General features: G+C 33.1%; 18 protein-coding genes. 3 read left to right on the plus strand and 15 right to left on the minus strand.

All coding sequences use genetic code 11. The annotated features are described in order from the left end of the window. Genes JMUB898_RS12525 through JMUB898_RS12535 form a run of 3 tightly spaced genes read right to left on the minus strand, consistent with a single transcriptional unit; the run spans position 1 to position 2,988 of the window. Positions 1-1,203 carry an ABC transporter permease gene (locus tag JMUB898_RS12525; RefSeq protein WP_002445087.1) on the minus strand — a complete coding sequence of 401 codons (1,203 nt, stop codon included), beginning with the start codon at positions 1,201-1,203 and terminating at the stop codon, positions 1-3. Continuing rightward, positions 1,196-1,882 carry an ABC transporter ATP-binding protein gene (locus JMUB898_RS12530; protein WP_002445085.1) on the minus strand — a complete coding sequence of 229 codons (687 nt, stop codon included), beginning with the start codon at positions 1,880-1,882 and terminating at the stop codon, positions 1,196-1,198. The genes JMUB898_RS12525 and JMUB898_RS12530 overlap by 8 nt, the downstream gene beginning before the upstream one ends. Beyond that, positions 1,879-2,988: an efflux RND transporter periplasmic adaptor subunit gene (locus JMUB898_RS12535; RefSeq protein ID WP_002445083.1), complete on the minus strand. Its 1,110-nt coding sequence runs from the start codon at positions 2,986-2,988 to the stop codon at positions 1,879-1,881. The genes JMUB898_RS12530 and JMUB898_RS12535 overlap by 4 nt, the downstream gene beginning before the upstream one ends. A gap of 243 nt (positions 2,989-3,231) precedes the next feature. On the opposite strand from JMUB898_RS12535, the gene JMUB898_RS12540 reads away from it, so the two are divergent. Continuing rightward, on the plus strand, positions 3,232-3,882 hold the full coding sequence (locus JMUB898_RS12540) for a YIP1 family protein (protein ID WP_002445081.1): 651 nt from the start codon (positions 3,232-3,234) through the stop codon (positions 3,880-3,882). Between the two features lie 163 nt (positions 3,883-4,045). Here JMUB898_RS12540 and JMUB898_RS12545 read toward each other — a convergent pair whose 3' ends face one another. The 6 genes from JMUB898_RS12545 to JMUB898_RS12570 all read right to left on the minus strand — a co-directional run bounded on the left by JMUB898_RS12545 (position 4,046) and on the right by JMUB898_RS12570 (position 7,804). Next, a complete protein-coding gene (locus tag JMUB898_RS12545; protein WP_002445080.1) occupies positions 4,046-4,615 on the minus strand; it encodes a helix-turn-helix domain-containing protein in 570 nt (189 codons plus the stop codon). Positions 4,616-4,948: 333 nt separating this feature from the next. Beyond that, positions 4,949-5,566, minus strand: a complete 618-nt coding sequence (locus tag JMUB898_RS12550) for a DUF443 family protein (RefSeq protein WP_049402066.1) — start codon at positions 5,564-5,566, stop codon at positions 4,949-4,951. Between the two features lie 205 nt (positions 5,567-5,771). After that, entirely contained in the window at positions 5,772-6,434 is a 663-nt protein-coding gene (locus tag JMUB898_RS12910) for a DUF443 domain-containing protein (protein ID WP_002445076.1), read from the minus strand. A gap of 84 nt (positions 6,435-6,518) precedes the next feature. After that, complete coding sequence (locus JMUB898_RS12560; protein ID WP_002445074.1) at positions 6,519-7,064, minus strand: TetR/AcrR family transcriptional regulator; 546 nt, start codon at positions 7,062-7,064, stop codon at positions 6,519-6,521. Beyond that, complete coding sequence (locus JMUB898_RS12565) at positions 7,030-7,425, minus strand: DUF3147 family protein (RefSeq protein WP_002445072.1); 396 nt, start codon at positions 7,423-7,425, stop codon at positions 7,030-7,032. The genes JMUB898_RS12560 and JMUB898_RS12565 overlap by 35 nt, the downstream gene beginning before the upstream one ends. 19 nt (positions 7,426-7,444) lie before the next feature. Further along, positions 7,445-7,804: a DUF3147 family protein gene (locus JMUB898_RS12570; protein WP_002445070.1), complete on the minus strand. Its 360-nt coding sequence runs from the start codon at positions 7,802-7,804 to the stop codon at positions 7,445-7,447. Positions 7,805-8,289: 485 nt separating this feature from the next. Between JMUB898_RS12570 and JMUB898_RS12575 the strand changes: the two genes are divergently transcribed. Both JMUB898_RS12575 and JMUB898_RS12580 read left to right on the plus strand, forming a co-directional pair. Continuing rightward, positions 8,290-12,978 (plus strand): Spy0128 family protein, encoded by a 4,689-nt coding sequence (locus JMUB898_RS12575; RefSeq protein WP_126502028.1) that lies wholly within the window; start codon positions 8,290-8,292, stop codon positions 12,976-12,978. A 254-nt stretch (positions 12,979-13,232) separates the two neighbouring features. Next, positions 13,233-13,868 carry an HAD family hydrolase gene (locus JMUB898_RS12580; RefSeq protein ID WP_002445065.1) on the plus strand — a complete coding sequence of 212 codons (636 nt, stop codon included), beginning with the start codon at positions 13,233-13,235 and terminating at the stop codon, positions 13,866-13,868. Positions 13,869-13,958: 90 nt separating this feature from the next. Here JMUB898_RS12580 and noc read toward each other — a convergent pair whose 3' ends face one another. The 6 genes from noc to rpmH all read right to left on the minus strand — a co-directional run bounded on the left by noc (position 13,959) and on the right by rpmH (position 19,655). After that, on the minus strand, positions 13,959-14,798 hold the full coding sequence (noc, locus tag JMUB898_RS12585; RefSeq protein ID WP_037541834.1) for a nucleoid occlusion protein: 840 nt from the start codon (positions 14,796-14,798) through the stop codon (positions 13,959-13,961). A 47-nt stretch (positions 14,799-14,845) separates the two neighbouring features. Further along, positions 14,846-15,565: a 16S rRNA (guanine(527)-N(7))-methyltransferase RsmG gene (gene rsmG, locus JMUB898_RS12590; RefSeq protein ID WP_002445060.1), complete on the minus strand. Its 720-nt coding sequence runs from the start codon at positions 15,563-15,565 to the stop codon at positions 14,846-14,848. Further along, on the minus strand, positions 15,562-17,442 hold the full coding sequence (mnmG, locus tag JMUB898_RS12595; RefSeq protein ID WP_002445058.1) for a tRNA uridine-5-carboxymethylaminomethyl(34) synthesis enzyme MnmG: 1,881 nt from the start codon (positions 17,440-17,442) through the stop codon (positions 15,562-15,564). The genes rsmG and mnmG overlap by 4 nt, the downstream gene beginning before the upstream one ends. A gap of 84 nt (positions 17,443-17,526) precedes the next feature. After that, on the minus strand, positions 17,527-18,906 hold the full coding sequence (gene mnmE, locus JMUB898_RS12600) for a tRNA uridine-5-carboxymethylaminomethyl(34) synthesis GTPase MnmE (protein WP_002445056.1): 1,380 nt from the start codon (positions 18,904-18,906) through the stop codon (positions 17,527-17,529). A gap of 156 nt (positions 18,907-19,062) precedes the next feature. Beyond that, the gene (gene rnpA, locus JMUB898_RS12605) at positions 19,063-19,410 is read right to left on the minus strand and encodes a ribonuclease P protein component (protein WP_002445054.1); all 348 of its coding nucleotides are present in this window, start codon (positions 19,408-19,410) and stop codon (positions 19,063-19,065) included. A 107-nt stretch (positions 19,411-19,517) separates the two neighbouring features. Then, the gene (rpmH, locus tag JMUB898_RS12610; protein WP_000240855.1) at positions 19,518-19,655 is read right to left on the minus strand and encodes a 50S ribosomal protein L34; all 138 of its coding nucleotides are present in this window, start codon (positions 19,653-19,655) and stop codon (positions 19,518-19,520) included. Between the last annotated feature and the right edge of the window lie 217 nt (positions 19,656-19,872).

Consider the following 19,872-nt stretch of genomic DNA (forward strand, 5'->3'; position numbering starts at 1 on the left):
TTACTTAATAATATCAATTAATTCTTTCTTAGAAGCAGCACGTGCCGGTATCCAACCGAAGACGATTCCGATGAGGGTCGATACGCCTACTGCTAAAATGACGGAACCTAGACTGACGGAACTCTTAACCATCTCTGGCGTCACTGCATCTATGAGGGTCGCAATGATAATTCCGAGTATCAGACCGATAATACCACCAATAAGACATAGTACAACACTTTCGACTAAGAATTGTATTTCGATATCTCGACCCTTGGCACCAAATGCACGTCGAATCGCAATTTCTTCAGTACGCTCAGTAACTGAAATGTACATCACGTTCATAACACCTATACCAGCGATAAATAGGGAAATACCTGCCACAGCCGCAACAAAGTAAGTAATGGTGTCTAAGACTTTACCAATACCTTTCATCATTGCTTCATTGTCTTGATAACTATATTGACCTTCAGATGTGCCAGTACCTTTTTTATTTAACTCTTTTTCAACTTTTTTACCTATCTCTTTTTTATCAGCGCCTTTTTCAACAGATACTAATAATTGAGGCATACCTTGAGTTAAATTTCCCATATATTTATTAAATGTCTTAGTAGGGAGTTGCACTGTAGATTCTTCAGGCATTCCCATACCTCCGGCGTCCATCCCTGAACTTTCAGATACTCCCACAACTTTAAATCCTTCACCATTGATATAGAGGGACTTCCCTAACGCATGATTATTGAACACTTTTTTAGCTATTTTACTATCAATAACAGCAACTTTCTCTTCTGTGTCATTATCATCTTTAGTGAATCCCTTACCTTTCTCTGGATCAGTTAATTCATTGACTTTTTTCAGACTTGTATCACCGCTACCATGCGTATTCGTAATTTTAGCGGAATATGTACTATCTTCACTATCTTTTACTTTAGCACTTTTAACACCGTTAATTTGTTCCACCACACTGATATCTTCTTGTTTAAACGGATTGTTTTTTGGTGCGTCCATATTTTCAGTCATAAATGAAATCGAAGCCTGATCTTTACCTGCACCGGCTTCATCAAATTGTTCATTCGTAGATTTCTTAAAACCATTACCAAGAGACATAATGGTAATCACAGCTGCGATACCAATGATGATACCAATCATTGTGAAGATATTACGACGCTTGTTCTTAAGGATCGAGCGAAAGGCAACTGCAATAACATTAGAAAAGTTATTCATGCGTTAACACCTCTTCCTCTTGCACACGTCCATCAAGTATATGAATAATACGGTCAGCTTTATCTGCGACGTCACGGTCGTGCGTGACCATAATCATGGTCGTTTTCTTTTCTTTATTCAATTTAACAAAGAGGTCCATAATATCTTGAGACGTCTTAGAATCAAGCGCGCCTGTCGGTTCATCGGCAATGACGAATTTAGGATTATTAATAATTGCCCGGGCAATAGCCACACGTTGTTGTTGGCCGCCCGACAACTTATTCGGCAATAAATCTTCTTTACCTTTTAGACCGACGTCTTGAAGACCGTCTAAAACTTTATCTTTACGCTCTTTACTACCCATTCCGTTATAAATAAGAGGGATACTAACATTCTCAAGAATAGTATTATTTTGAATTAACTTGAAGTTTTGAAAGACAAATCCTACAGTATGATTTCGAATTTCAGCTAGCTTATTGTCTGAACTTTTTTGATAATTTTCATTATTAAAAAGGTATTCCCCTTCATATCCGCGATCGATAAACCCTAAAATATTGATGAGCGTACTCTTACCTGAACCTGAAGGTCCCATAATAGCGATAAATTCCCCTTCATCAATATGAATATCAATATCCTTTAAAATATGATTGGATTCATTACCATTTTTGAAATGTCGATTGACTTTCTTCAACTCAATCATGATGACACCTCAACTTTTTCTCCATCATTTAAATTACCTTTAGGGTTTTTAATCACTTTATCGCCTGATTTTAAGCCTTTCTTAACAATGATTTGTCCATTATTACGTTCAATTTTGATATCACGTTTATGCACTTTGTGGTCTTTATCAACAACAAATACATTATTATCTTTTGTTAGCACATTGTTAGGTAATTTCTTAGTATTTAAAGGAATCTTCGCATCCATAGAGAAACCTGATCTTACAGGAATATCTAAATCTCCAATAACGACTTTATATTTAGATGTGTCGCCATCTTTACCTCCAGAAGGGTTGTTTACAGTTGGATTAGAAGCTTGAGCGCCTTCACCTTCTTCACCACCTGCTTGAGCACCACCAGAGGCCTCGCTTTCACTACCAGCATCAAAACTTGTAGGAAGTTCATCGATTTTTAGAATCTTACCTTCACCTTTTTTACCGGTACTATTTACAGTGACATCGACTTTATCTCCCTCTTTGATTTTATTAATATCAAATTCTGTAACTGTCGCATTGATTTGAGGGTTATCTGAAATCAACTGTAAAATCGGTTGTCCATCGCCGACATCTGAATCATTTTTCATATTTACTTTACCATCGAAAGTAGCATACATACTGTCATTCACTTGTCTGTCGTGTTGTGCAAGTGATTGTTGTGCCTCATTTAATGAACTTTGGTCTTGCGTAAGCTTAGATTGTAATTGGCTATTATTCGGACTTTGATTAATCTTTTGATAATCATCATTCACTTGGCTTTGTGCTTGATTCACTTTATTGGCTAATTGTTCACGTTTACTAGCATTCGTATCATAATTAATTAAACGATCCCCTTGTTTAACCTTCTGTCCATCATCTACAGATGCACTTAAAAATGTTCCAATTGAACTGTTATTGTTGTATGTTTTTACAGATTTAGGAGAAGCTTTCCCCTCCAAACTGATAGGTGTTTCTTTTTTAACTGTATATGTATCGTAACCTTCACTGTCTTTTTTACCTGAACCATTCACTTGTTTCACGATAAAAGCAGCGATAATTAATAATAGGATGATTGCAATTCCTATGATGATCCACAATGTTTTCTTTTTCATATCTATTTCTCCTTAATAATTAATTACAATTGGAATGATAACATACTCGTAATATTAGTAATATTTTATTTAAGAGAAATTTACAAAATCTTAGAATAGTTAAAATTAAAAAAACATTATTTAGTTAAAATGATTTAGTACTCACAAGTAATTTTAATCAAAAATTTAAATTGCGTATTTTATTAAATAGAATAAAATGTTAACCTTTTACTATCACAATTAAACAAAGGAGATATACATAATATGGAAAATCAAAACATTGAAAATAACCAACTAGAGAATTCAAGCGTTCCATTTGTAAGTCACTTTAGTAAATTAAGAGAAAATCCAAAGTGGTTAGTGAAGTTATTAATTCTAATAGTTTTAGCATTAATAACTGCATTCGTAAGTTACTTGGCTACGAAAGATACTGTAATATCACAATCTAACGGTCAAATGAATTCAGGATTATACTTGATAATTTCATTATTCACCGGTTTCTTCGGTATTCTTTTTAATACAGCAATAATTTTTGTGATTTTCTTAGTTATTTCTAAAATATTTAAATCTGATGCTAAAGGTAGTAGTATTTTTTCTGCTGCACTTTCATACGCGATTATCATTGATACTTTCTCACTTATTATCACTATTATTCAAGCATTATTTGGATTAAGTATTTTTGAATATAAATTAGATAGCTTAAATATCTTTGCTAAAGATAATAAGTACCTTATGGCTATTAGTTTAACTAATGTATTAAAAGCATTTTTAACAGGTGTAGTCTACTATTCAACAAGTCGTTTATCCAAGAAAACATCAATCATATTAGGCATCGTTGCTTTAGTTTTATTAGTTGGATTTGGATTAATAAGTGGAGCTTCTGGTCAATCAATGCCAAATATGAACACTAAATAATCACAAGAGGTACAAAAATGAACTCAGGATTAATATTATTGATAATCATTTGTTGTGGTATGATACCAATTATTATTAGTTTGAATGAGAAAAAGAAAAAATAATTCTAACCACAAATTAAACTCCAGTATATTGAAATCTTACTGGAGTTCATTTATTTATGTTATAGAAATTTATCAGTCAATAATATACTCAAGTAACCTATTAATACTAACACTCCCACAAAAGAGATAAGTGACATAAATGATGTAAACACATCTCTAAGTTTCATAGTTTTTATTTCATTTGGATCTTTACCATTCATAAAAGCTACTATTCTATCATAAGTTTCTATATCATTTTTTATCTTAATTCTCTCTACTTTATTAGATGCAAATATACCTATTAAAATTATAATGTAATCAATTCCTAAGCCCCACCAACTTAAATAATGAATAAGAGGACCTATCAAAATTGCACTAGTTAAAAATGGTATAATCATCATCCACGTCCAAAAATTTAATTCCTTTTTATCTCTTGTTAATTCCAATTTCTCCACGTCTCCTTTTACAAGATCGTCTAAAGAAACATTAAAAAGGTTACACATCATGAGTAAATTATGAATATCAGGATAGCTCTTATTATTTTCCCAGTTAGATATCGTTTGTCTTGAAACAAACATTTTTTCAGCCAGAAATTCTTGTGAATAACCATCTCTTTGTCTAAATTTTTTAATTTGATTACTAATATCCATATTTTTAACCCCTAATTGTTTTTATAGCGATCTTTCATAAATCATTCACTTTATTTAAAAGTGATAATTAAATTGAAACGTGTGTCTTAAATAAAAACTACCAAAGTTCTTTTACAACTTCATCCTTTTTGTTGTTAAAATCCTTTGACATCGCGGATACTTAAGTCTTCTTACACTATCCTCTATACAACCCGCATAAAAAAACGCTCCTTCTAAATAAGGAACGTCTACTTAATCGTCTCAAGTTTATAGCTCTACAATTCTTTTTAGATTATTATTTTCATATGTTTAGAACTTTACTTCTAATATAATTTTGTAGTTATATTTACACATTCAATTCATTATTTTGGCATGCACTTTTCTATCAGAAATTGAAGCTATATTCATAAATAAAAATGCCAAAAATATTCCTAGCCAGCAAATATAAATCATAATATTTTGTACATTATTAATAACCATTATATAAAATAATCCCACTACTAAGTAAATTGCAATAACGTAACAAAATACCATAAGCGCAAAATTTTTGAATGATGGAATCAGTCTTACTTTTTGTTTACTGTTCTTATTGAACGATTGATGTTTCAACTTCTTTCTTAAAGCTAAACGAAGCCCAACCACAGCAACAAATCCAATTAAAAACATGATTAGAGTCCATATTCGACTAATATTTATATCCATTAAACCCACTATACTTCTTAACAATACACTAATTATGACACCTATCCCACCAGTTATCATACCTTGACTAGCACCACTACCATTTGAAAATATATCTAAATTATTAAATTCTTGGTAAGTAAGTTTTGTGTATTTAATAGGTATAAACCAATTCAACATAGGAAATAGATAAGAACACCAATTTTGTTCTAAATCGACCATTAAATATTGATTATCTTTTTGAATAATTTTATACCTAGGATTTTTATAGATTGTATATACCAGTTCCATTATGTATATGTTCGCTCCATTTCATTGGATTTACTACTTTTTTGATTTTATTGACAGCTTCTCCAACATTATGTTCGACTTTTTTTGCTTTGTTACTACTATATTCGGAGCTATTTTTAACGTTTTTAGATTCCCTTAACGACTATGGACCTTCGTCATGCTAATTAGTTAACAATAAAATCAAATGCAAACTGCAACAAGCGTCTTATTTTAGTGACTTAGTAACAGAAGATTTTATTTCATGGATTTCAACATTTTCTTCCTCCATAGGATACAAGAAATAATTTGTTAAAGTTATTATGAATAATAATATCATTCCCGCTATTAGTATTAGTAAATTAAATTTATTAGATACTATAAATGCATACATTCCCAAACAATACAATATACTAAAGTAACAAAATATTCCTATACTTTTAAAAATATATTTACGTGGCGGAATTAACAAAGCTTTAATTTTATGATTACTATATTTAATTTCTATATGCTTATTGTTAAAATAACTTAACCATAGCCTCAAAAGCAAAACTGATGAAATTGATGTTATAACTGAAAATAACAAAAAAATTGAGTTAACTGATATGTCGAACTGATGTACAACCGTTCTGAGTAAAGTACTTATTATTATGGATAAACATATAGGAAAAACATAATTGGACTTTTTTACTTCGGATTTCTGTTTAGTCATTAATCTTTCTGCAGTCGTTTGATCTATTTCTCGAAGATATCTAGGAAACAGATAATTAATAAATGGAAAAAAGTAAGTAAATATATTTTTTTCGATATCTAAAATATAAAAGCTACCGCTATATATAATTAATTTATAGCGATTGGATTCTCCTATCGATTGAATAGTTCCTTGAACCATTTCACCAACTCCATTTCATAGGATTGACATCCTAATTCACTTACCTTCATGCTTTCTCACAAAATTCCTATAACTCTAACTTCTTTAATTTGGCTTATACGCCTGAATAATTTTTTTCAACATCTTTTCAATGTAATTTTCATCTAAAGAATCAGGTTTAATTAATATATTAAAGTAAATGGGTGAGAAGATGAGATCTATAAATAAATCTTGTTCTTCATCTTTAATATGATTGCTAATAATCTTTTTTAATGTTTTACGGTTGTTATTGAAATAATTAGTCATGAACATTTCACGTGCTTCGATTTGTTGGTGACTGACAAGTATTTCAATAACTGCACTACCTAATTTCGTTTTATAAATATCTTTAATTTTCACTAAAAATTGAAACAAATCTTCATATAAATCGCCATTATCGTCTATAAATATTTTGTGAGATTGTTCAACAAACATATCCATAATAATTGAAGCTTTATCTTTCCATCTACGATAAATCGTTGCTTTAGAGATGCCTGTATTTTCCGAGATCTGATCAATTGTAATGTCCCTAAAGTGCGTTGTTTCAAGTAAACGATTAATTTCATCATAAATTTTCTTATTTATCGTTGGATCTTTCGGTCTTCCAGCCATGTTTATCCCTTCTTTTACGGAAAATAAATTCAACCATTTCAAAAATAACTAATGCACTTACAAACCATACAACAAATCCGCCAATAATACTAACTAACCACATTTGAGTAGCTTGAAGAAGACCCCAAGTAGCTAAAATACTAAAGAGTACGCCGATCATGCCAAAGACTGCCCCTCTACTCACGTGCATCGCAACCTTATCGCCAAATTGCATACCAGTGATAAACATTGAAACTAAGAACACAGCTGGGAATGTTGCAAAGATACCTCCAAACTCTTTCCAAGGTAATACGACTGAGACGATATAACTAATCAATACCGCAAATCCACCTACAAGAAATTTTATTAAAACTAATTTCATTACTTAAATGCCTCCATCATTAAATATGTTTGACTACAAATATTGCTACAGAAATGACTAACCAACATACAATTGCAAATATCGTTCCGCTCTTATAATTTCTCTTACCTATAAATAAAGAAGTTAAAAAGACAGTAATGATACAAGATACAATTCCAACTACAGCGCCTGTACTTAAATGTATAGACATTTGAATAAGTTGATGTCCTCTATGGTCTATAGCTAAAGCAATAACAGCGGCCAGGTAGACTGCCGGCATAGTAGCAATAATGCCACCTAATTTACCGCCAACTTTGTCTGCTATCACTGATGCCAGTGCGACAGCGAGACCACCTATAACGAAATGAAGAATAGCACTAGAAATCGATATTCCAAACACAATAACCCTTCTTATCAATTAATTATTAAACGAAACGTTTCGTTTACTTTTAGTTTAAATCGATTAAAGGTTGTTGTAAACATATCGTTTAAAATACCTAATTTTCTAAAAATACAAATATTCATTGTTTCACGTTAAACAGTGATTCAAATTATTGAATATGAAAGAAAATTTACTAAGTTTAAAAGTGCGTTCGTCGAATTGAACGGTTTGAGGTTAGTAATAATTATCTTTATTTTACGTAGTATTGTGAACTTTTTTAGATGCGTGAAATTCGGCTTACTGAAAAACGATTATGCACTAAAACGTCATGAAGAAAAAGAGAGTAATTAACTATAAATAACGAAATCTCATTATCTGTAAACGGTGTTTTGCTATTTATATTATATTTATGACAATTTAGACACAAAGTTGTTTTCTATTTTATATATTTTATAATTAAATTAAAGAAATTATTTAATTCATCTAAGAAAGGACATCAAGCTATGAAATTAAAAACAAAATATCGATTCTCTATCAGAAAGTTTTCAATAGGAACTGGCTCTGTATTACTAGGTGCCTTTTTATTCGTAGGCTTTCAAGATGTAGCTCATGCAGATGAAATCCACAATAACACGTCACTTCAATTAGGTGATACGACTTCTAAACCACAACCTTTGGAAAATGAAGTGACTAAGTCATCAAATTCAGAAATATCAACCCAAACTCCAACAACTAACACGACTCAATCTGAAAACACTTCTAACACTAAAGAAACTGATTCTCACATTACTAGCGAAAAACCTAAACAAATAACAGATAATACGAATGCACAAACAACTGCATCTTCGTCTACTACGAACAAACAAAAAGTACATACTCGTGTACGACGTTCTACAACGTCACCTATTACTTCAGAAGGTGTATTAACTGATCACGCAACTATCGCTACGCCTAATATGGATAATCCAAATGGTGCGACAGTTAAAAATAGAGAGGTCGTAACTCCACAGCCTAAAAATTCAAATACAACACCAACGCCAAATGTAGTATTTGAAGCAAATCCTGACCCTAATCAATACACCATTGCTATCACAGATCTTACAAATTTTAATACTACATACCATACAAAATATTATTATCGTTTATCAAAACCGTATGACGACTCTGATGATATCACTATTCAATTGGTAGACGGTGTAAATAATTCTATTGTTGAAACAAAATCAATCAACGCAGATGGTGTAGTAACGTTTGGAGAAAATAGTTTGGCACATGTTGTAGCAACTCAAGACCCTAACAAAGCTAAATATGCCTTACTAGATTTCACGTTTCTACATACTCTAAATCAATTTAAACAAACTGTGCCAGCGATTAAAGTGCAATTCAAAAGTGATAAAAATGGTAATCTTGGTAATCAACGTACGAGTCTAAGAATTTTTGACGTTTATAATAGTGCGAATGAAGGAAATACATCTCCTGATCCTCAGTATTTTATTCCGATAACCGCTTCTCTAACAACGCACTATCGTGTAATAAATAAAAATAATCCTACATTCCAAGCTGATAAAAACGATATCAATACACAAACTTATGAGCCAGATCATACTGAACAAGAATTAGCTCATTATACAATTCAAGGTATGGGAGGACAAACATACACCGCTTCGAATGTTCGTAGATTTAAAGGCTATAAATTATATCAAACTGTGAGTCCTGATAATATGTCTGGTACATTGATATCTGCATACCCAGTAGGATTAAGATATGTAGATGCTACAAATAGTAACGGTGGTATCAAACGTATCAAAGAGGTAGTAGGCGAAGACGGCACAACACGTGTTGAAATTTGGACACTATCTATCGACCATATGTCAGAGGCCGCTAAATCAACTGGTATTGACACTACTAACTACGTGAGAGTTTATGCAGAAACGTTAAAGCCTGGTGAAAGAAACATGGAACATCTAGGTGAATACATTGATATACCTGGTTATCCGAAACCATTTAAAATACAACCAGCAAGTGAAGGTGACGCTGCAGGTATGCTTTTCGCACCTAAACAAGTCATTAACGGGGTTCAAGTTGGTTCTGGAGGTAACTTCCGCTTACAAAACTTTTTAGCAAGAATTAAACCAGCAGACTATTACTATACTACGCTTGATCCAGTTGAAGTAACGTTAAAAGTGCATAATATAATTAAGGGCGATCATAATCAAACTCCAGGTGAATTCACCTTTAATATAGAGGCAGGCCCTCATTCACCAACAATTCCAGATGCTTCACAATCAAAAACGAATGCAGAGGATGGTTCAGTAACATTTGATAAAATCGCGTTTACTAAGCCAGGTACCTATACTTATACAATTACTGAAAATAAAACAAATTTAAATCCTAATTATGATGCTGAACCGTTGCGAGTAACTGCTACAATTACTGTTATTGAAGAAGACGAGATGTTAAAAGCAAATGTGGTTTATAGTTACGATGGGGATAATGATGGTAACCAGGCATTCACAAATTATTACGTTGAACCCCAACCTTTTGATTTAAATATTCCTTTCACTAAATCTTTAACAGGACGTAATTTAAAAGATGGAGAGTTTCATTTTGCTTTAAAAAATGATAAGGAAGAAGTGCTTGCTACAGGTGTCAATGATGCTCAAGGTGCAATTAACTTTACCTTCTTAGACGGCAAACGTCCTACGTATACCAATGCAGATGTTGGACATACATTTAAATATAATGTAGAAGAAGTTCCGAGTAACGAGGAACGTATGACAAGTGATCCGATGAAAGCCGTAATCTCCGTTAATGTACTTAAATTTGAAAATACAGAACTACATGCACTTACCGTTACATCAATCGCACCATTAGATACAGAATTTAATAATACTTACACGCCATTACCAGCAACAGCCAAACTTGAATTTACTAACGTTCTTGATGGCAAACCTTTAACTGATGGTGAGTTCCAATTTACCCTCTCAGAAGGTGACCACGTGCTTCAAACAGTGTCTAATCAGAATGGCAAAGTCACGTTCGATCATTTAACTTATAATTCTGTTGGTAGTCATACGTATACAGTTAAAGAAGTACCGGGAACAGACACGAATATTGATTATGATCCGATGGCGGCGACTGTTACAGTAAATGTAACTAAAGATCCAGTTACTGGTAATTACGAAGCTACGATTGTTAATCCTAATGACACTGAATTTAATAATTATTTTGTAAGTCCAATTGCTTTAAGCTTTGATTTCTCGAAAAAACTACTTAATCGACCTTTAAAAGCTGATGAATTCGAATTCACACTGAAAAATGAACAAGGTGTAGAAGTTGCACGTACTAAAAATACGATTGACGGTAAAGTCATTTTCAATAATATTTCTTTCAAAAATAGTGACGTGGGTACGCATACTTATACAGTAGAAGAACTCCAAGGTAATGATCCAAACATTACTTACGATAATATGAAAGCTATTGTGAAAATTTCAATTTCTAAAGAAGGCCATATTTTACAAAGTAAAACTGAATTACCAACGGATACTGAGTTCAATAATACTTACATTCCATTACCAGCAACAGCTAAACTTGAATTTAATAATGTTCTTCTTACTGGCAAACCTTTAACTGATGGCGAGTTTCAATTCACCCTTTCTGAAGGCGATCATGTACTTCAAACAGCGACAAATCAGAATGGCAAAGTCACTTTCGATCATTTAACTTATAACTCTGAAGGTAGCCATACGTACACAGTTAAAGAAGTCCCAGGAACAGACACGAATATTGATTATGATTCTGCGGTTGCGACTGTTACGGTAAATGTAACTAAAAATCCAATCACTGGTAATTATGAGGCTGTGATTGTAAATCCTGATGACACTAAATTTACTAACTATTATGTAAATCCAATTGCTTTAAGCTTTGATTTCTCAAAAGAATTACTTGGTCGACCTCTAAAAGCTGACGAATTCGACTTTGTACTGAAAAATGAACAAGGTAAAGAAGTGGCACGTACTAAAAATACGGTTGATGGTAAAGTTATTTTCAATAACATTACTTTCAAAAATAGTGATGTAGGTACGCACACTTATACAGTAGAAGAACTACAAAGAAATAATCCGAATATTACCTACGATAGTATGAAGGCTAATGTAAAAATTTCTATTACAAAAGAAGGACATATTTTAATAAGTAAAACTGAATTGCCGGCGGATACTGAGTTTAATAACACTTATATTCCTTTACCAGCAATAGCTAAACTTGTATTTAATAATGTCCTTACTGGTAAACCTTTAACGAATGGCGAGTTCCAATTTACTCTTTCTGAAGGTGACCATGTGCTTCAAACAGTGTCTAATCAAAATGGTAAAGTGATATTCGATCATTTAACTTATGATTCTGAAGGTAGTCATACGTACACAATTAAAGAATTGCAAGGAACAGATACGAATATTGATTATGATCCTATGGTGGCGACTGTTACAGTAAATGTAGTTAAAAATCATCTTTCTGGAAATTACGAAGCTGTGATTGTTAATCCAAATGACACTGAATTTAATAAATATTATGTGAGTCCCGTTTCTTTAAGTCTTGATTTCTCTAAAAAATTAATCGGTCGACCTCTAAAAGCTCATGAATTCGACTTTGTACTTAAAGATGAACAAGGTAAAGAAGTCGCACGTACTAAAAACACGATTGATGGTAAAGTCATTTTCAACAATCTTACTTTCGAAAATAACGATATTGGTACGTATACTTATACAATAGAAGAACTTCAAGGCAATGATTCAAATATTACTTACGATCATATGAAAGCTAAAGTAAAAATCACAATTACAAAAGAAGGACATATTTTAATAAGTAAAACTGAATTGCCAGCAGATATTGAGTTTAATAATACATTCACACCAGTAAAAACGCCAACACCAAATAAAGTGCCTTTGCCAAAACCTCAAAAAACATCTGAACATAAAGTTGAATACGATAAAAAGGCGAAATATAATAAAGAAATTGAATTAATGAAAGAAACTAAATTCAATAAATATAATGAGGTGCATAAAGTAGCTTCACTTCCAGATACTGGCATTTCTGATAAGAATAACGATAAAACATTGTTCGCTACAGTATTCACTGTATTGGGTAGCCTTATTTTATTAGGCAGACGAAGACGAAAATCTAAATCAATTTAGAAATTAAATAAGAAGAAGTTGAGAGATAAGAAGTTAACTCGACTTCTTCTTTTTTTGTAATAAAAAGTATTAATATATTTCTTACTGCCGATAGCAGTAAGAACACGGGAACAATCATTTATACTATTCTCCTAAGACTGCCTTCCCTCTAATAAATTGAGTGATTCCAAATATATTGATGCGAATTTTATTACTTAATACTTTTATGTTAAAGTTTTATCAAATCAATTCCAAACAAGCGAGGTTAATCATCCATGTATAAGAATTTAATCTTTGATTTTGACGGAACAATTGCCGATTCTAAGCAATGTAGTGTGGTAGCTACACAGAAGACTTTTCGAGATAAAGGTATCACAGAACCTACAGTGAAAGATATTGAATATTATATGGGCATTCCTATTGAAAGGTCCTTTAGATTAATGAGTCCAACACCATTAGACGATTTACAATTAGAAGAAATCATCACTACATTTAGAAAGAATTACAAAGACATAGAGGCATCTTATCTACAACTTTACAAAGGGATGTCTAAACAACTTAGCATGCTTGCTGAAGACAAGAGATTGTTTGTCGTCTCGAGTAAAAAGACAGATGTACTGATTCGTAATCTAGAAATATTAAAAATAGATCATCTCTTCACCGAAGTCATTGGTTCTGACAAAGTTGACAATTACAAACCTGCGCCTGATGGTATCAACTACATCTTAAATAAGTATCGCCTCAATAATAAAGAAACGATCTATATCGGTGATGCCATATTTGATATGCAAATGGCCAATAGCGCAAACGTATCCTCATGTGCAGTGACTTGGGGCACACATAGCGAAGATGAACTAAAATCCGAAGACCCAACGTTTATCATCAATAATGTTACTGAATTAAACTTTTAAATGATTTAAAAAGTAAATAAACACCCCTAATAAACACAAAAAAACGAGTAAGTGCAACCCTATATTGCATTAACTCGTTTTCTCTTCTTACTATTTCTTATATATTCTAATCTTTATTTCATAATAGTCATCATGGTCTTTATCTTTATGTTCAACACGTAAGCCAGACTGCTCGATGGCTTGAATACTCTTACCAACTTCATCTCTCGCTTGAGTCACATCTTGAGAGAATTGAAACGTCTGTGCTTTAACCTTTTCAGGACCTGTCTTTTGACGAACTTTATCTTCAGTTTGTTTCACATTCAATTTTTGATTAATGACTTGCTCAATTAAATCCTCTTGCTCTTCTTCCGATAAGACTAAGACAGCACGCGCATGTCTTTCAGTAATCTTACCTTCTCGTAATCGTTTAATCACATTAGGAGCAAGCTTTAACAAGCGTAGTTTATTAGCGATGAAACTTTGGCTTTTACCTAAACTTTTAGCCAATTCACTTTGTGTTGTATCTCCAATTTCAAGCAATTTTTTGTATGCTTCCGCTTCCTCTACCACAGATAAATTCTCACGTTGAATATTCTCGATTAACGCAACTACTGCGGTTTCTTCATCATTCATATGGCGAATGATTACTTCAGCTTGTGGTTTATGCAAAGATTGTAATGCTCTGAATCGACGCTCACCAGCAATAATTTCAAACATGTCTTCTTCAATCGGACGTACAACAATAGGTTGTAACAAACCATGCTCTTCAATTGATTCAGCTAATTCTTTTATCTTATTTGGCTCAAATACTTGTCTTGGTTGATAACGATTGGGTACGATACGTTCAATATGAATGGATTCTACATTATTATTGCGTTCTTCTTCAGTATAACCAACGATGTCATCTTTATTTTTTAAACCAAATAATTTTGAAAAAGGTTTCTTCATATCCATTCTCTCCCTCTCAATTATTTGTATATGAATGATGTTAAATCTTAACTTTCAAGTAGTGGAGATTTATTTGGCGTACCTGGTTTTCTAGGATATTTCTTAGAAGTCTGTCTACGTTTATCAATCACAATCATTTGTCTTTCGCCAGCATCTTCAGGTAATTCAAATGTATATGTTTCTCTCACATTTCCACCTAAAATATTAATAGCAAACTTCGCTTCTTGCAATTCTTCTTCACCTTTTGAAGATTTAAGTGCGATGAATTGACCACCTTTTTTAACTATAGGTAAGCACAATTCACTTAATACTGTGAGACGCGCAACAGCACGAGCTGTAACAATATCATAAGACTCCCTGTAGTCTCCCTTGCCATATGATTCCGCACGATCATGTACAAAACTTACATCTTGGAGACCGAGCTCAGCAGCTAAATGATTGAGAAATTGAATTCGTTTATTCAATGAATCCACAATCGTTACCTTTAATTCAGGAAAAACAATTTTCAAAGGAATACTTGGGAAGCCTGCACCAGCTCCAACATCGCAAATACTCTTATCTCCATCGAAATCATAATAGAAACTAGGTGTAATTGAATCATAGAAGTGTTTTAAGTATACATCATGTTCTTCTGTAATACTTGTTAAGTTCATCTTTTCATTCCACTCAACAAGTAATTGATAGTACGTTTGGAATTGTTCTTTTTGCGTTTGAGACAATTCGATACCATGTTCTCTTAATTTCTCAGATAGCCATTCTACACTCATGATTGATTCACCCTTTGAAGTTTTCCTTGTTCTAAATAAACAAGTAAGATTGAAATATCAGCTGGATTTACACCTGAAATACGAGACGCTTGAGCAATGTTTAAAGGTTTGACTTCTGCTAATTTTTCTCTAGCTTCAGAAGCTAAACTATCTACTTTACTATAATCCAAGTCTTCAGGAATTTTCTTCTCTTCCATTCGTTTAACTTTTTCAACTTGTTGTAAAGATTTATTGATATAACCTTCATATTTCGTTTGAATTTCAACTTGTTCTTCAACCGCTTCAGGTAAGCGATGTTCTTCTTCTAAGATTTCTAGAATTGTGTCATAAGTCATTTCTGGACGGCGTAATAAATCAATGGCTAAGATACCGTCTTTCAAGCGTGAACCGCCTTTAGATTCAATCACTGATTGTGTATGGTCATTCGGTTTAATACGAATATCTGTTAAACGTTGAATTTCATCTTGAATTTGTTTGCGTTTCTCATTAAAGCGCGCATAACGTTCTTCAGAAATCATACCTAATTCATAACCCACATCAGTTAAACGTAAATCTGCATTATCATGACGTAATAATAAACGATATTCAGCACGAGAAGTCAATAATCTATACGGTTCATTTGTACCTTTAGTCACTAAGTCATCGATTAACACGCCGATGTATGCATCAGAACGACTTAAGATTTTCTCTCCAGTACCTAATACATTACCTGCTGCATTAATACCTGCCATGATACCTTGTCCAGCTGCTTCTTCGTAACCTGATGTACCATTGATTTGACCTGCAGTATATAGATTTTTAATTGCTTTCGTCTCAAGTGTTGGCCATAATTGCGTAGGCACAATCGCATCATATTCAATCGCATAGCCTGCGCGCATCATGTCAGCCTTTTCGAGACCTGGAATTGTCTCTAACATTTGACGTTGAACATGTTCAGGAAGACTTGTAGATAACCCTTGCACATACACCTCATTCGTATTGCGCCCTTCAGGTTCTAGGAAAAGTTGGTGTCTAGGTTTATCGTTAAAGCGAACAAATTTGTCTTCAATTGAAGGACAATATCTAGGTCCAGTACCTTTAATCATTCCTGAATACATCGCAGATAAATGAAGATTGTCATCAATCACTTTATGCGTTTCGCCATTCGTATATGTTAACCAACAAGGTAGCTGATCTAGAATATACTCAGTCGTTTCATAACTAAACGCACGACCTACATCATCACCAGGTTGGATTTCAGTTTTAGAATAATCAATCGTTTTCGCGTTCACACGTGGAGGCGTACCTGTCTTAAATCTAACTACATCAAAGCCAAGTTCTCTCAAGTTATCTGCCAATGTAATTGATGGTAATTGATGGTTTGGACCACTTGAATATTTCATATTTCCTAAGATGATTTCTCCTCGTAGGAATGTACCTGTTGTGATAACCACGGCTTTAGCACGGTATTCCGTTCCAATGTTTGTACGTACACCTTTAACTTCATTATCTTCAATAATTAACTCGTCTACCATGCCTTGCATAATATCTAAGTTATCTTCGTCCTCAATCACACGTTTCATCTCTTGTTGATATAACACTTTATCCGCTTGTGCACGCAATGCTCTTACAGCCGGCCCTTTACCAGTATTCAACATACGCATTTGGATATGTGTCTTATCAATCGTCTTCGCCATTTGTCCACCTAACGCATCAATTTCACGTACAACGATACCTTTAGCAGGACCACCCACGGATGGGTTACATGGCATAAATGCGATATTATCTAAATTGATTGTTAACATTAACGTCTTCGCACCACGTCTCGCCGAAGCTAAACCTGCTTCGATACCTGCATGCCCAGCACCGATGACAATTACATCATATTCTTGAACCACTTTTTTACCTCCTCGTATTCTGTATCCTTACTTCCTTGAAAATGAAGACATCCTACCGTCTTATTTATCACGTTTCTCACATCGTTATTTACCTAAACAGAATTGACTAAACAACTGATCAATGAGTTCATCACTAGCTGATTCTCCAATAATTTCACCAAGTATTTCCCAAGTACGTGTCAAATCAATTTGAACCATATCCATAGGTACACCTGATTCAGCTGCATCAATAGCATCTTGAATTGAATGTCTCGCTTGTTTTAGCAACGAAATGTGACGTGAATTAGACACATAAGTCATATCTTGATTTTGTACTTCTCCGCCAAAGAATAAATCTCGAATTTGAATTTCTAATTCATCTATACCTTCTTGTTTAAGCATAGACGTTTGAATTAATGGCATATCGCCAATCATTTCTTTTACTTCATTCATATCTAAACGTTGTTCTAAATCTGTTTTATTAATAATGACTATAACATCTTCGTTTTTAATCACTTCATATAATGTTTGATCATCCTCTGTAAGAGGTTCGTTATTATTCAATACAAATAGTATTAAATCCGCTTCACTTAATGCTTTACGTGAGCGTTCGACACCGATTTTTTCAACAATATCTTCTGTGTCACGAATACCTGCCGTATCGACTAATCTAAGTGGTACCCCTCTTACATTGACATATTCTTCAAGCACGTCTCTTGTCGTACCAGCTACTTCAGTAACGATTGCTTTGTTATCTTGAATAAGATTATTCAACATTGATGATTTACCTACATTAGGACGACCAACGATGACAGTAGATAGTCCTTCACGCATAATCTTACCTTGCGTGCCTGTTTCTAACAGTCGATTAATTTCTTCTTTAATATTCTTAGACTGTTCGAGTAGAAACTCAGTTGTCGCATCTTCAACATCATCGTACTCTGGATAATCAATATTTACTTCGACTTGAGCGAGAATCTCTAATATGGATTGTCGTTGACCTTTGATTAAATCACTTAAACGACCTTCAATTTGATTCATTGCTACTTTAGATGCACGGTCTGTTTTAGAACGAATAAAATCCATGACAGCCTCTGCTTGTGATAAGTCAATACGACCATTTAAGAATGCACGCTTCGTATATTCACCAGGTTCTGCCATTCTTGCACCATATGTCATCGTTAGTTCTAAAATACGATTAATCGTTAAGATACCACCATGACAATTGATTTCAATAATATCTTCTTTAGTAAATGTTTTAGGTGCACGTAATACTGAAATCATTACTTCTTCTACTGTTTCATTCGTTTCAGGATCAACAATGTGCCCATAATTAATCGTATGTGTATCCACTTCTGCTAATTTTTTCTTTCCTTTATAAAGGGTGTCTCCAATTTCAATTGCTTGTGGACCTGAAAGGCGTACGATGCCAATAGCTCCTTCACCCATAGGAGTTGAAATACTTGTAATCGTATCAAAATCCATAAGAGCCTCGCCTCCTTATTCAAGTAAAAATTCATTATAACATTGTAAATTGTTTCATTATAAAAAGCTAATATACTGTTTAAACATCATTGTAGGTTAGTCTTACGTTTGTCTTCGGTAAGACTTCGGTTAGTGTTAACAAACACCTCCCCTACCCTATTTAATCTTTTTATTGAAGACTTTTGCTATTTTAAGGACATGTTCTAAGCTACCTTGTATTTCAAGTGTTGTCATATCTTTTGCAGGCTGCCTAGCAATCACAATAATGTCTCTAGCAATAATGTCATCTTTATGCACTTTAAAATTTTCTCTAATCGCTCTTTTAATTCTATTTCGTGTTACAGCATTTCCTAATTTTTTTGAAACACTAATGCCTAAGCGAAAATGTTTATTTTCACTATTATTATAGGTGTATACAACAAATTGTCTATTTGCAACAGATTTTCCCTTTTTATATATCGTTTGGAAATCTGAATTCTTCTTTATACGATATGCTTTTTCCACATAACATCACTCGCTTATTCAATTATCCATTATATGAATATTTTTATTTCAAATGAATCTTTCACTATATTAAAACGAAAAAAAAGACCACTGATGAGTCAGTGATCTTATGCTGATAAAACTTTACGGCCTTTACGACGACGGCGCGCTAAAACTTTACGGCCATTTTTAGTGCTCATGCGTTTTCTGAAACCATGAACTTTACTATGTTTACGTTTATTTGGTTGATAAGTACGTTTTACCATGCAAAACACCTCCATCTGTATTCAATTATCTAATATCTCCAATTTCATACCTAGAAACTGGCTCATATACATAGATAAATTATCAAAGTACGCTCAGCCTATAGTACTGAGATACTTTTTTGAGCAATTGCTCTCTTATTGTGTCTGCTATAAATAAATATCTTATTTAGCTCATTATTATCTAGTCATAATTCAAGCAACTACTACAATATAACAA

The sequence above is a fragment of the Staphylococcus caprae genome, assembly GCF_003966625.1.
Classification (GTDB): domain Bacteria; phylum Bacillota; class Bacilli; order Staphylococcales; family Staphylococcaceae; genus Staphylococcus; species Staphylococcus caprae.